This window comes from uncultured Tenacibaculum sp. (assembly GCF_947499065.1).
GTDB lineage: Bacteria > Bacteroidota > Bacteroidia > Flavobacteriales > Flavobacteriaceae > Polaribacter.
Window position 1 is genome coordinate 518,204 of sequence record NZ_CANMMT010000002.1, and the last position, 14,318, is coordinate 532,521.

The following is a 14,318-nucleotide window of genomic DNA, read 5'->3' on the forward strand; positions in this document are numbered from 1 at the left end:
CTATGTTTGAATTGTCAGATAAACGAATACAAGTTTTTAAAGTAACTTTTCATATAATTTTTATCAGCATTATTATGATAATGTTATTAGATAAAACATTGTTGTTATTACCAGATTATTGGTTGCTTTTTTTAACATGCGATGCTGTAGAGTATTTTGTATTTACAGTTCTTGCATATCTACTTTACTATTACGTGTTAAAGCTTCATGAGTTTTGGTTTAAAACAAGTTTTATTATACTATTTATAATCATAATTGCAGTATTGGCCGCAACAAAATCATATAGAATTCATGATGAAATATTAATAGATAGAACTTTTGATTTTTTTACAGAATTTATTGGGAAAACCTTTTTATTCTATGCTTTAATACAAATAGTGAATCGATTAGATTTTTTTAATAAGTATGAAAAATTAAAAAATGAACTAGAATTAGCTAAAGGCCAACTATTAAGAAATCAATTACACCCTCATTTCTTATTTAATGCTTTTAATTCATTGTATAGTATGTCTTTAAGTAACAATCCGAAAACTTCAGATACTATTTTAAAACTATCAGGAATGATGCGTTATTTAACCGACGATTCGGTTCATAAACAAGTGAAATTAGAACATGAATTGAAATTTATTAACGAATATATTGCTATTGAGAAAATACGCTTTGGAGAGCAAGCAAATATAAGTTTACAAATAGAAGGAACTCCTCAAGGAATAAGCATAGAACCTTTACTATTAATTACTTTGGTAGAAAACGCTTTTAAGCATGGGTTTTATACAAATGATTCAAGTTCATTTGTAAATGTAAAAATAGATGTAGACGATAAATCATTGCTATTTAAAGTGAAAAACAGTATTCAAGATCAGCAACACTTTAATCAAAATTCAAGAGAAGGAAAAGGGTTAGAAAATTTAAAAAACAGATTACAATTATCTTATCCAAAAAAGTATGAATTATTACTAGAAAGTGAAAACAATGTATATTTAGCGCAACTTAAAATTAACTTTTAAGCATGAAAAAGTATAAAGTTATTATTATTGATGATGAACCTTTGGCTATAGATGTTTTGGTTCATTATATAAAAAGATTTCCTGAGTTTGAAATTGCTAAAACTTTTATAAACTCAGTAGAAGCCTTTAAATACTTGAATGAAAATATAATAGATTTAGTATTTACGGATATTGCCATGCCTCAAATATCAGGTATAGAAATGGTGAAACTGACCCAGAATAAAACACAATTTGTAATGGTTACCTCCTATTCTGAATATGCGATAGAAAGTTTTGAATTGAATGTGATTGATTATCTCTTAAAGCCATTATCGTTTGAAAGATTTACTAAGACAATAGAACGATTCAAATTCAATATACAGGAAGTAAAAACAAAAGAAAAAAATCAAGAAAAGTCTTTTTTTATCAAAGAAGGAGATGAATTTGTAAAAGTATTTGTACAAGATATAGACTATATCGAAGGAATGAAAGATTATGCAAAAATTGTATGTGGTAAAAACTATTATTTAGCTTTAAAAACACTAAAGTCAATAGAAGAAAAGTTAAGTAGTTTAGACTTTATTAGAGTGCATAAATCTTTTATAATTCCACTAAAAAAGATATCTCAATACAATAGCAAGTGTGTGTTAATTAATTCTCATGAAATCCCAGTTGGTAATAGTTATAGAAATCAATTAAAAGAGTATTTAGAGAATAATAAGTTGTAAAAACTACTGAATTATTAGAATTACATTATATTGAACCTCAAAAATTGTATGTATATCTTTATTTTATTCATATTACTATTTGGGGCTGTATTAATGCCATTATCAACGTTAATACATGAATTGGGTCATGGAATTCCAGCTTTACTGTTTACTAAAGAAAAAGTTACTATATACTTAGGTTCTTTAGGTAATCCCAAAAAGAGCCTTTTGGTTAAGATAGGAAGATTAGAATTCTTTTTTAATAAGGAACTATTTAATTGGAAAACCGGTCTTTGTAGATTTGAAAAAGGAAATATGTCTATTAACAAGCATATTATTATAGTTTTAATGGGACCAATAGCTTCTTTAATATTATCATTAATATTAAGTTATTTTATTTTTTTTTATGAGTTAAGCGATAATTTAAAAGCTTTTTTATTCCTTTTTAACGTCTCAACATACTATGATTTTCTTGTGGACATTTTACCTAGTAATCGCCCAATTAAATTAGATGATGATTCTAGTACATATAATGATGGAAAACAAATATTGGAATTGATTAAATATAAGTATACTCCTGAAGAATATAATATTGCAATTAGACATTATAATAACAAAGAATACTATTTAAGTACTATAGCTTTAGAAAAAGTTTTAAAAAAGGGATATAAAAAACAATTAGTATATCGGTTATTGATAAGTGCTTATTTACAAGAAAAAGATTATGTAAATGCTATGAAAATAAACGATTTATATATTGTGAAATTTAAAAAAGAGCTTGATTCAAATGATTATACTAATTCAGGTCTTCTAAAATCACACTTGAGTAAATATAATGAAGCGATAAAAGATTATAATAAAGCGATTGAAATGGATCCTAATAATGATTTAGCATTCAATAATAGAGGCTATACTTATAATATTTTAGAAGATTATGAAAAAGGCTTGAAAGACTTTGAAAAAGCTATATTGTTAAATTCAAATTTCGCTTATGCATTGAATAATAGAGGATTTTCAAAAATTAAATTAGGAGATAAAAAAGAAGGATTTGAGGACTTAAAAAAATCAATGAAAATAGATGGAACAAATTCTTATTGTTATCTAAATTTTGGTCTTTATTATTTTGAAAATAATGAATATGAAAAAGCACTAGACTATTTAAAAAAAGCTAAAGAATTAGATGATACTACACATTTGTTAAATACTTATTTAGAAAAAGTAAAAAAGAAATTAGTTATTGAAAATAGATGAGCTAGATAAAATAATAATAAAAAAGAGACTATAAGTTTATAGCCTCCTTTCATTCTGCGCTTTAATAAAAAACTAAGGGGAATTAAAGTTTATTCTTAAAAAAAGCACTTGTTTTTTCTACAGCTAAAGACACTTCTTTTTCTTGATCGTAAAACATGAATTGGTGCATAGGTGATTGAATTTCAGTATCAACCCAAAACAGTTCTTTATCTTCTGAGCTAATTTCTTCAAAATACTTTTTAGTATAATCTGGTAATACAGAACCATCACTATGTAACATAAAAACAGGTTTGTTTAAGTTTTTTGCTGATGGAAATGGATCTAAGGTTAACCAATCTTCCCAAGTTGCAACTGCAAACTTATCAGCACTCCATTGTGGAATTGCTCCTCTATCTGGATTTAAATAATAATCAAATTCACCAAACATAGCAGCTGTATCATCAGTAGTTGAAATAGTTTTGATGTAAGTAAACTCACCTGTTTCAGCAAATTTCTTTTTTGCCTCTTGAGCTGCTTTGATACGTTTTTGTATGCCCTCTTCTCCACCGTAAAATAATTTTACTGCTTCTCCATCATGTAACCATGAGGCTACGGTTGCAACTGCTTTAATATCGTTATCTTCTGAAGCAGCTATTAAAGTATACATTGATCCTGCACATACTCCAAAAGCGCCAATTGCATCTCCTTTTACTTCAGGTCTGATTTTTAAGTAAGCAACTGCATTTTCAATATCCTGAATCTTCATTGTTGGATTTTCCCAAGCTCTTGGCTCTCCTTCACTTTCTCCATAATTTCTAAAATCGAATGATAAGGTAATAAAACCTTGTTCAGCCAAACGTTTAGCATATAAACCTCCCATTTGCTCTTTTACAGTAGTCCAGCTTCCAGAACATACAATAGCTGGATATTGTTTTCCTATTTGAAAATTAGGTGGATAATAAATATTTCCAACTAAATTTAATCCTTCACTTTTAAAATTTACTTTTTTCATTTCTACCTGTTTTTTTATTGCTGTTTTGTTTGTTGAAGTTTTTACTTCTTCTGTTTTTTTCTCTGTTTTACAGCTCCATAAGCATAAAACACTTAGTAAGCCTAAAATGTATGTTTTCATTTGTTAGTTTTATTTAATGTTTTCTAATAATCCAAAGCCACGAGCTGCAACAATTGGATTAAAAATTTCTACATATTCAGTTATTTTACCCTCAGTATTAAATTTAAATGTGGAATAATAATTATTGGTATATACTCCGGCATTGTTCTTTAGTTTGATATTCCCTGAATATTTTACAAAAACCATTGTAGGGTCTTCCATTGCATATATTTCCTTGATAGGAAAAGTCATACCGTCAAAATTTGGAAATACAGGAGTCCAATAGGTTCTAATTCCATCTTTTCCTGAAGTACCTTCTGGAAAAATACCTGAATGATATGGGTTTATATGCTTAGCATCGTCAGCAAATAAATCAACCAGTTTATCAATATTTTCATCTTCTAAAGCCTTAAAAAAAGCTTTTACTGATGTTTTATTTTTAGTTGCTATATCCATAATCTTAGTTTGTTGTTCTTTTAACTTATGTAATTCAATTTCGAATTTTTTTATTTTTTCTGAATTGCTACATGATGTAAAAATCCCGATTAATAATAGGACTAATAACCTTTTCATCTTAGTTAGATTTAGCATTATCAATAGCTTTTTGTATTAGCATATTATTTCCATCTTGGTACTTGTAGTTGAACTTCATAGAAGTAATTTTCCAATTATTTTCAATGTTTTTAAGGATAAAATCATAACTACCAACAACAGTCCATATATTTCCATTTTCATCTTTTAAATAATGTGTTGCGGTGCCATAACAAAAAGAATGTGCCTTATTTCCATCTATTTTTGTAATAAAATTTCCAATTTGATGATGTGTGTATTCAAATCCTGGTAATACAGTTTTCCAACCAGTTGTAATTTCATTAGGAGTGATTTCTGAGGCTGGATTACCAGTCATAGATGAATAATCAAGAGCTACTTTAGAAGCAAACAATTCTTCTACTTCTTTCCAGTTTTTATTATCTGTATTTACAAATAAGTTACTTATAGTCTGTTGAATTTTGTTAGTGTTATTCATAATATTTGTTTGTTTTTCAGTGTTTTGGCATCCTATGAAGAAAACCATTGTAATTAAAATTATTGCTGCTCTCATACCTCTTTGTTTTTGATAGTACAAAGATGCGACAGGCTTTTTCTGAAAAGTTTATGAAATCAAACTAAGAAGTATAAAAATCAAAGATTAGTGATTTTTTCTATATGAATTTGGTGTTTGTGAGGTGTTTTTTTTGAAAAAACTATTGAAATTGTTAGGAGCATCAAAATGTAAAGAATAAGCTATTTCTTTAACGCTCATTTGTGTTTGTAGCAATCTTGATTTTGCCAAACGTAAAATATGATTTTGTATGTGTTTCTTTGCGGTATGCCCCGTAATTTGTTTTACAGTAGCATTTAAATGATTTGGGTGTATGGCAAGTTTCTCTGCGTAAAAGCTTGGAGAATGTGCTTTTTTATTAGCTATGCTGCTTTCGTAGAAATTAGTTTCTATTAATGTTTGAAAACGTGATAAGAGATTTACATCCGCTTTTCTAAATTCTTCCAAAGCTTCTTCTTTATTTACTTGTGCATTGAAAAAACGCTTTACATAATTAAGTAATACTAATAACTGAGCTTCCATTATTAATAAAGAATCATCCTTTAAATTTTGCTGCTCTTCATGTATTGTTTCATAAATAGCCAGTAATTTAGATACCTCTTTAGGTTGTACTTCAAAAGGTATTGACTTATCTATTTTTAGAAAAGGAAACTCTTTTAAAAGCTGTTGCAAATGCTTTGATTGTGTAATAAATTCTTTTGAAAACATTAAATAATAGCCTTCCCAATCTGGAAGTATATCCCAAGAGATTAGTTGAAAAGGCGAATTGAAAAAAACGGTAGCTCCTTTAGGGAAATTAGTATGATGTCCAGAAATGGCCTTCCCAGTTCCTTCTACTTTTATAGCAATGGCATAAAATTCGTGCTTAAAAGATTCCATTTTAGAAACAACTGTAGGCATATTCTCTTCAAAGCTCCTAATATCAAAATAAGGATGCTTTGAAGGTGGAATATTAATTGCCTTACAATAATTTTGTATGTTTTTAAAATGCTTCACAAATCAAATCTACATTTTCTTTTTCAAAAAAGCATGCTTTATCTTCATAGCTACATTACCTTCTATTTTTGAAAGGATTTAAATATAGCTAGTACTGAGGTAATTAAAGCTCCAAGAGCAAAAAATGTTCTTTGCAATGATATTTTAACCAGTTGTTAAGTTCTGGACTTACCTTGTTTATTGCTATTGTTTGTTCTTCAAAAGATGTATTAGTCGGTAAGAAATATAGTGGAAAATACAAAACATTTATAAGTGTTAGTATTACAGTTAAAGTCCATAGCATTTTATTTTCTTTATTGAGTACTAAAGCTAGGATTGCCAAAATAAGTACTCCAGGTCCAAGAGGAATCATAAAACTTCCTATATTACCACTATAAACAGAAAACCAGTTTAAAAATGTTTGTGGTTCTGATGCTTTCCAAAATGGAACTAGTATAAAGGCTATAAATAACATAGCTGATATAAATGCTGCATTGAGTATTACAGTAGATAACTGTACAATTTTGTTTGTTGTTTTCATGTTTATGATATTCTTTTTAAAGTATTTTCTTTAGTTAATATATAGTGTTTAGCAACACCAATTACATGCATTAATAATAGAATCATCATTATGGTAGCCAATAATCCGTGAGCTTTTAATGATTTTAAGTCATTTGTTTTTATTATGTCAAAAGTGCCTGTTAGTAAGGCATTTGAATAACCTCCAATAAACATTGTAGCAATTCCAGATATCGAAATTCCCATTAATAAAAAGTAAAAGGCGTTATGTATCCATTCTGCCAATTTATCGTTCCATTTTGAACCAGTTTTCAAGCTTTCTGGTCTTTTCGAAGTAAAGAATAAATAGCTTCTTATTAGTGTAAGTATGAACACAATTATTCCTAGTATAACATGTAATTTTATCATTAATATTTTTTCAGATACTGGAATCCCTTCCATAAATTTTCCTAGAGGATATAAGGTTAATATGAGTATTGCTGTTAACCAATGTATAACAATTGTTGACTTGTTATACTTATTGTCTAAATCATTTTTAATATTTGTTTTGTCCATAATATGTTAGGTTTTGTTTTGTTGTAACAATATTTGTCATGACAAATATATGTAAAAAAATTATTTCATAAGATTTTTAAGAATAACATTAGAAGTTCTATTGAAATCATCTACTTGCTTATTTGTTAAACCATTAGTGGCTTTTTTAAGTACTTCAATAGCCAAAGGTTCTATTTGATTGCGTATATTTTTACCATCTTTAGTAATTGAAATTTTCCAAGCTCTTCTATCATTAGGGTCAGCTAATCTTTCAATTAATCCTTTTTTTTCAAGCTTATCAACAATTCTAGTAATGTTAGCATTATCTTTAAAAGTAATCTTTGCAACTTCTTTTTGCGTAAGTGCTGAATTTTCATTCAAACGATTAAGAATTGCCCATTGTTCTGTAGTTAAATCGATTTTTTTAGACTTAATAGCACTATTTAGTTCTCTTTTTAATAAAAGAGCTGTCATATTAATTAAATATCCTGCAGAGTTGTCTAAAAATGATTCCATTTATTTGTTGTGTTATTAGTTAACATGACAAATATATAATCAAATTTTAAAAATACAGTATGTATTTATTGAAACTTATTAGTTTAAATAGTTCTCAATCGTTCTGCAGCAGCAATTAAAGTTTCATCTGTTTTTGCAAAACAAAATCGAAGCATTTGTTTATCGGTTGCATCTTTATAAAAAACAGATATAGGAATAGCAGCAACACCATGATTGGCTATTAAATCTGTAGCAAAATCCATATCGTTTTTAGTACTGATTTCTTTATAATTGACTATTTGAAAATAAGTTCCTTCTGAAGGTAAAACCTCAAAACGACTATCTTTTAATAAGTTTTGAAATAAAGCTCTTTTTTTAGCATACATGTCTGCTACTTCATTAAAATTGACAATATCTAAGTATTCTGAAATAACGTGTTGTGAAATACTGTTTACACTAAAAACTAAGAATTGATGAATCTTTTTAATTTCTTTCATTAAAAATTCTGGAGCAATTAAATATCCAACTTTCCAACCTGTAACATGTAGTGATTTTCCAAAGGATGATGCTATAATCGCTTTATTTACTAGCTTAGGACGAGTATTTACGGATATATGTGAATGTTTAAACGAAATGTACTCATATACTTCATCACTCAGTAGTAAAACATGAGCATGTTTTTCTAAAATAGTTTCTAAAGCTTCAAACTCTTCTTCCTTCCAAATTTTTCCTGTTGGATTGTGCGGATTATTTACAATAATCAATTTTGTTTTTGAAGTAATTGCCGATTCTATTCGATTGAAGTTTGGCGAATAATCGTCATTCAAAGAAATTCTTACTGGCTTCCCTCCTGCTACTAAAACTGAAGGCTCATAGCTATCATAACTAGGGTCTAAAATAATTACTTCATCTCCTTGGTTTACCAAAGCATTGATTGCTGTGTAAATTCCTTGTGTAGCTCCTGATGTAATTAATAATTCTGTAGAAGTGTTTATACTTCTTTGATAGTTTTCTTGCGTTAATAAAGCTATTTTTTGAAGCAAAGAAGGTAGCCCAGCCATAGGCGTATATTGATGAATATTCTCTGTTAATAAACGCTGAGATATTTCTAATAATCTTTCATCAACAGGGAAATTTGGAAATCCTTGTGATAAATTAATCGCATTATGCTGTTTTGCTAATTGCGACATTACAGAAAATATACTAGCTGTAGTACCAGGTAATTTTGACATAGAAATAAAACTTATTATTGCTAAAATACTATATTGATTATAATTTGGTTATTAATCCAAATACATAATTAGAATCTTTTCTATTAATTATTTTTGCTTTATATAAATATGTTTTTTCATTTAAAATCTCTACAATTTCAACTGAAATAATTCCTCCTTCTTTATGTTTATCTTTTTCTAAAGACATTTTGATAGTCTCTAGTTCATATTTATAATCATTTAACCAATTAATTTTATAAACTTGCCTGCCTCCAATGCCTCCTTTTTCTATTTGACGTCTTTTTCTTCTTTTTATTATAGTTTCATTATACGCTGGGCTTTCATATTTGAATTTACCACTATGAAATACCTTACACTTAACATAATCATCTTTAGATAGCTGATATGTTTTATATTTTGAATTTACAAAATAATAAACTGATTGCCAGCATTTATTAGTCATTTTCATCGGATGATATAATTTTGCTTTTTTAAAATGATCTAAGCAACCTAATCTCCAACCATTATGACTATATGTGCTTTTTTCTTCATTAATTTTTATATTATATCGTTTACCATTTTCATCAACACAGTAGTCTATTACTACTATTGCAACTCTATCAATATCATCAACAAAAGTTTGTGAAAATGTAAAAAAAGGAATTATTAGAAATAGAAAGAAATATAGCTTTTTCATTTTTTTAGGCTAAAGTACTTTATCTCTATTTATCTAGAAAATATTCATTAGATAATATTATGAAAATTAAAAAGAAACTTGTTAAGCAAAAAAATACTTTCCAAAACTTGAAAAGTATTTTTAATTAAAGCGGGGGGCTCTTACTACTTTAATAAAAAAGTATTTAATACAAGAAACCTAAAAAAATGTAGAAAATAAAATGTATTGAAGGCTAAGTTTGCCTAAGGATAAAATCAGATAAGAGAATGAGTAAATAGTATCTATTGATGATAATAAAAAACGAGAATTGAATACAATTCAATCCTCGTTTATACTTTTGCTTTAGAAGCTTAAATAGTCTAATCGATACTTATTTTTCTAATTGTGCTAACGATTTTAATTCTACACCTAATTGCGTAAGCATCGTAGCGATACTGCTTATTTTTAAATCTCTTTCGTCGTATTCTTGAGTATTGATACTACAAGTAAACTCCCATAGTTCTACAACTTCAGAAATTGGGACATTGTAGCTTTGATAATTTCTATTGTCTGGAACTAACAATAATGTTTTATTCTCCTCAATTTTATCATACACTCTTTTATAGGTAATTCCGTCGTTTTTAGTAACAATTATGTAGGAAACACCATCTTTAACTTCGTTTATATTTTCAATAAATCGAGCTACAACAAAAGATCCGTCTTTCATAGGATGCATAGAGTCTCCCTTAATTGGAAAAGCTCTATGCTTACCAACCGGTAAAAAAGGTAGTTTTATTCTTTGCAATTGTTCAATATATTCAGGATCATCATAACCTAATAAATAACCAGCAGATGCTTCTGTAGGTATAATTTCTATTAAGTTATCATCTTCACTATCTACCATTATTGGGAAAAGCACTCTTTGACTCCCAATTTCTATGAATGATGATTCTTTTGAAAACGTTAAATCGTTTTTCACTAAAACATCAATAGGTAACTTAAAATAATCTGATATAGTGATTAAAAACTCAATAGAAGGCTCTGATCTTCCTTCTTCATATGAAGAAACCCTAGACCTTGTTATGTCTAGTTTTTCTGCAAATTGTTCTTGAGTTAATCCTCTTAATTTTCTTAAATGGCGTATATTTGTTGATATTTTTCTCATTTGCTACAAATATAAACAAGTGTTGCTACAATTTGTAGTTTTAAGAAAAAATATTCGTAATTCTTTACATTAAATAATCACTCAAAAACCGATTGTTTTAATTGATTTTATGCACTAAATATACGCTTCGACTTGAAAATCAAAGTAGTTATTACTAATAAAAAGAATGGATTTATTTAAGATTCTGTAAGTTCCAGAACCGTATTTTTTTCTTTTAAAAGTTGTTGGCGGTATTTTAACCATCCTCCATTTTTAAGTATTCTTTTACCTTTTGCGGTAAGATTTAGAATCATTGCTCTTTTACGTTTTATTAAAGATTTGGCTTCCATTTCATCACCAAGTCTGTTACATTCGTAAACATCACTTAATTCTTTGTTGTCTAATCCTACGAGTCTCCAGATACTCGTGTTTTCTTTTTTTGACCTTGTAAGCTTCTCTATTAAAGGAAGATTTTTGTCAATTAAATTGTTAATGTTGAGGGACATAATCTTATTTTTCTCTAATATAAGAAAAAAAAGAGTTTCATCAAAAACTCCTTTTTTTCACATTTAGATACCTCTATTTACATTTATAAACTTATTAATTATTAACCGTAAAAATTTCTTTTAACTGCTTTACAACATTGCCATTACCTGAAACTGTAATCTCACCAATTTTATCGGCAATTTTTTCTACATATTCCATTTCTTTTAATTTGAACAACATTTCATTGTCTTCCATTAATTTGGCTGTGTTTAATAAACTTCTGGTGGAAGCAGTTTCCTCTCTCCTAGTTATAATATTAGCTTGTGCTCTTTTTTGTGCTATTAAAACCTGATTCATGATGTCTTTCATATCACCAGTTAAAATAACATCTCTAATTCCGCAATTCACTATTTTTACACCTAATTGATTAGTGTTTTTAGAAACATCTTCAAATACTGCATTAGCAATGTTTTCTTTTTTCTCTAACAATTCATCTAAGGTATAACCTCCAACATAAGTTCTTAAAGCCAATTGCATTAAAATGTACAATTGCTTTTCATACTCTTTATTATCTAACAAAGCTTTCTCAATATCAACTACTTTATACTGCGTATAAAAGTTAATTCTTACATTGGCTTTGTCTTTTGTTAACAATTCTTGTCCAGCTATTTCTAATTGCAATTGTCTCATATCTGCTTTGGCAATTTTAATAGATGTATCATTTCTCCAAAATCGATAAGTTCCTCCTGTTAATGTTTTTGTATATACATCATTTACTAACAATAAGGCTTTTTCATAGGCTGCTACTTCAAAAGCTCTAATATGTTTATTTAATTGATAATTACTAAACAATGCTTTATCTATATTTTCTGTAATATAAATTTTGCTTTTATCTATTTTTTGAAAAGTTCTATTAATTAAACCTTTCCAATAAAAATACCTACCGGCTTCTAATACTCTTTTAAAATTATGGTTTTCATAAACTAATACGAATTCATTATCCTTTACTTCTACAATATCTAACATGTCTGCTAAAACTGTATCTTTTAATAAGATTTCTATAGCAATAGTTCCGATAAACTCACTTGTTAAATCATAAATAATGACGTTTTGATTTAAATACAACCAATGTGTACCTTCAGTAATTACTTTTTGATATTCTCCTTTTTTAAATACCAATCCTACTTTTCCTGTGTTAATTTTTATTCTTTTCATTCTTCTATTTTTTTTTATGATTTTATAAAAACGATATATTTTAAATGCTTAAGAAAGCACGGAAATTGATCTTTTTAAAAAGGCTATAATTCGTTTTTTAAAATGGATTGAAATCATATATGAAATCAACTGATTTATAAAAAGGAACTACTTTCTTATTTAAAAAATTAAAAATTTCAAAGTTCTTTTTTAAGTGTTCTCGAAAGAACTCATAAAAAACATATCGTTTTTGTTAATGGTCATCAGTTTTACAAGTTGATGAGCTTCCTTAAATAATAGGCACTTTACTGCCCGAATTCTCTAGAACCGAAATCTAGTGTCCTACCAATTAGACGATATCCTAACGGATAGTGGGACTCGAACCCACACGGAATTCTCTATTGCATAACCGCTTTGCTACATAACTTTCGTTATGGAAGGATTCGAACCTCCGTACATAGAATGCTGATTATTTTTTGGTAAATAATCAAAACCTTCAAGGCTAGTTGCATATAATAACCGAATACAAATATTGTACGGAATTATACAATGGTGCTATACTGAAACACTCAACAAGACTTGCTTGATATTTTTAAAATCTTATTTCTAAATCTAACCTCACTTCAGTCTCTTATAAAGTGAGGTGTTTTGCAATTTTCCCACTTAGGCGCGATCTTTTTCATAATTACACTGCAAATATTATATGTTATTGCGCAACCTTTTTGCGTAGTGAAAAATATTTTACTTTTTCTTCTTCTTTTTATTACTTTTAGTTGCTTTTTTCTTCTTTGAATTTGGCATTTTTTCTTTTATACGATCTTTAGTGGTATCAATAGTATACATGAAATCAGAATTATAGCTATGCTCTTTTGCTAACTTGATAAACTTTAAAGCTGATTTATATTTTTTCTGATGTTCTTTTACAACAGCTTTCTTTAAATACAACATTGCTTTGTCTGATCCTTTTACTGTTAATGCAAAGTCAATAAAATCTTCAGCCTCTTTTAAATCTTCATTCCATAGCAACACATTGATATAAGGTGAGTACACTTCAAAAGCATTGATATTGATAGCTAAAACTTCTTTATAATATTCAATGGCTTCTGAATATTTATATAACTTTTCAGCATATACTCTACCCATTAATGTTAATGCCATTGTATTTTTATCGTCATAAGACAAAGCATAATTCAAAGACTCCATTGTTTCCTCTAAATCGTAATAAAATGCGTCTAATGCTTTAAAAACATAGTTGTTTATATAGTTTTCCATGATTTTATTCTAATTGTTTACGCAAATCTGTTTTCAACTGATTACGTGTTGTTTTAAAAGATTTCTCTTTCTTTTTTTGTTTAAAATCGGAACCTGTAAATATTTTAATGGGGTTCCCTCTTTCTAAATTCAAATGGTTTTCCCATTCTTGTTTTACAGCTTCTTTTAATTGAGTTGTATTATGTTCCGAAACTTTTTCTTTTAATCGTTCTACTGCTATTTTTTTGTTTTGATGTTGTGATCGGCTATCCATAACTAAAACCTGAATTCCAGTAGGTAAATGTTTTGCTCTTATTGCTGAGCTTACCTTATTTACATGCTGCCCTCCTGCCCCAGAACTTCTAATAGCTTGAAATTGAATTTCTTTTTCATGAATTGTATTTTGCTGAACCTGATTCAATTCATAACATCCTATATACCAATTTTTACGTTTATGGTATTTTCTGAATGTAGATACTCCTATCCACTGAATTGTCCCTATCCAATTCTTTAAGAAATTCGAAATCTCTTTACCATTTAATTTTATACTTACCGATTGTATCGTGCCATTTTCTATTCCGTTTTCTTTATGAAGTATTTGATATTCAATCTTATTAATTATCAATTCTTTTAAGAATATTTTTAGCACTTTGGCTACAACCCATGCACATTCTGCAGGTCCTTTTGCAGCTGTTAATTGTATTATTTTTGTTTCCAT

The 14,318-nt window shown here is 27.9% G+C and carries 17 protein-coding genes; 3 read left to right on the plus strand and 14 right to left on the minus strand.

Annotated features, from left to right (window positions below; translation table 11 throughout):
- Window positions 1-74: 74 nt before the first annotated feature.
- From Q0958_RS06680 to Q0958_RS06690, 3 genes are read left to right on the plus strand one after another with little or no spacing between them, the layout of a single operon-like run.
- On the plus strand, window positions 75-1,007 hold the full coding sequence (locus tag Q0958_RS06680; RefSeq protein ID WP_299121359.1) for a histidine kinase: 933 nt from the start codon (window positions 75-77) through the stop codon (window positions 1,005-1,007).
- A gap of 2 nt (window positions 1,008-1,009) precedes the next feature.
- The gene (locus tag Q0958_RS06685) at window positions 1,010-1,714 is read left to right on the plus strand and encodes a LytTR family DNA-binding domain-containing protein (RefSeq protein ID WP_299121364.1); all 705 of its coding nucleotides are present in this window, start codon (window positions 1,010-1,012) and stop codon (window positions 1,712-1,714) included.
- 48 nt (window positions 1,715-1,762) lie between these two features.
- Window positions 1,763-2,944, plus strand: coding sequence for a tetratricopeptide repeat protein (locus Q0958_RS06690; RefSeq protein ID WP_299121366.1), 1,182 nt, complete (start codon window positions 1,763-1,765; stop codon window positions 2,942-2,944).
- An 82-nt stretch (window positions 2,945-3,026) separates the two neighbouring features.
- On the opposite strand, the gene Q0958_RS06695 is transcribed toward Q0958_RS06690, so the two are convergent.
- The 14 genes from Q0958_RS06695 to prfH form a co-directional block, all read right to left on the minus strand.
- A complete protein-coding gene (locus Q0958_RS06695; RefSeq protein WP_299121369.1) occupies window positions 3,027-4,055 on the minus strand; it encodes an alpha/beta hydrolase in 1,029 nt (342 codons plus the stop codon).
- A 9-nt stretch (window positions 4,056-4,064) separates the two neighbouring features.
- On the minus strand, window positions 4,065-4,607 hold the full coding sequence (locus Q0958_RS06700) for a nuclear transport factor 2 family protein (RefSeq protein WP_299121372.1): 543 nt from the start codon (window positions 4,605-4,607) through the stop codon (window positions 4,065-4,067).
- A 1-nt stretch (window position 4,608) separates the two neighbouring features.
- The gene (locus Q0958_RS06705) at window positions 4,609-5,136 is read right to left on the minus strand and encodes a nuclear transport factor 2 family protein (RefSeq protein ID WP_299121375.1); all 528 of its coding nucleotides are present in this window, start codon (window positions 5,134-5,136) and stop codon (window positions 4,609-4,611) included.
- A gap of 87 nt (window positions 5,137-5,223) precedes the next feature.
- Complete coding sequence (locus tag Q0958_RS06710) at window positions 5,224-6,132, minus strand: helix-turn-helix transcriptional regulator (RefSeq protein ID WP_299121377.1); 909 nt, start codon at window positions 6,130-6,132, stop codon at window positions 5,224-5,226.
- Window positions 6,133-6,235: 103 nt separating this feature from the next.
- Window positions 6,236-6,652 (minus strand): hypothetical protein, encoded by a 417-nt coding sequence (locus tag Q0958_RS06715; RefSeq protein ID WP_299121379.1) that lies wholly within the window; start codon window positions 6,650-6,652, stop codon window positions 6,236-6,238.
- A 2-nt stretch (window positions 6,653-6,654) separates the two neighbouring features.
- Complete coding sequence (locus tag Q0958_RS06720) at window positions 6,655-7,185, minus strand: cytochrome b/b6 domain-containing protein (RefSeq protein ID WP_299121382.1); 531 nt, start codon at window positions 7,183-7,185, stop codon at window positions 6,655-6,657.
- A 60-nt stretch (window positions 7,186-7,245) separates the two neighbouring features.
- Complete coding sequence (locus Q0958_RS06725) at window positions 7,246-7,680, minus strand: MarR family transcriptional regulator (protein WP_299121384.1); 435 nt, start codon at window positions 7,678-7,680, stop codon at window positions 7,246-7,248.
- Window positions 7,681-7,763: 83 nt separating this feature from the next.
- Window positions 7,764-8,891: a methionine aminotransferase gene (locus Q0958_RS06730; protein ID WP_299121387.1), complete on the minus strand. Its 1,128-nt coding sequence runs from the start codon at window positions 8,889-8,891 to the stop codon at window positions 7,764-7,766.
- 37 nt (window positions 8,892-8,928) lie between these two features.
- Window positions 8,929-9,567 carry a hypothetical protein gene (locus Q0958_RS06735; RefSeq protein ID WP_299121390.1) on the minus strand — a complete coding sequence of 213 codons (639 nt, stop codon included), beginning with the start codon at window positions 9,565-9,567 and terminating at the stop codon, window positions 8,929-8,931.
- Between the two features lie 349 nt (window positions 9,568-9,916).
- Entirely contained in the window at window positions 9,917-10,690 is a 774-nt protein-coding gene (locus Q0958_RS06740) for a LexA family transcriptional regulator (protein ID WP_150898633.1), read from the minus strand.
- Window positions 10,691-10,866: 176 nt separating this feature from the next.
- On the minus strand, window positions 10,867-11,175 hold the full coding sequence (locus Q0958_RS06745) for a hypothetical protein (RefSeq protein ID WP_299121393.1): 309 nt from the start codon (window positions 11,173-11,175) through the stop codon (window positions 10,867-10,869).
- A gap of 94 nt (window positions 11,176-11,269) precedes the next feature.
- Window positions 11,270-12,370, minus strand: a complete 1,101-nt coding sequence (locus Q0958_RS06750; protein ID WP_299121396.1) for a slipin family protein — start codon at window positions 12,368-12,370, stop codon at window positions 11,270-11,272.
- Between the two features lie 720 nt (window positions 12,371-13,090).
- The gene (locus Q0958_RS06755) at window positions 13,091-13,621 is read right to left on the minus strand and encodes a hypothetical protein (RefSeq protein ID WP_299121399.1); all 531 of its coding nucleotides are present in this window, start codon (window positions 13,619-13,621) and stop codon (window positions 13,091-13,093) included.
- 4 nt (window positions 13,622-13,625) lie between these two features.
- Window positions 13,626-14,318, minus strand: coding sequence for a peptide chain release factor H (gene prfH, locus Q0958_RS06760; protein ID WP_299121402.1), 693 nt, complete (start codon window positions 14,316-14,318; stop codon window positions 13,626-13,628).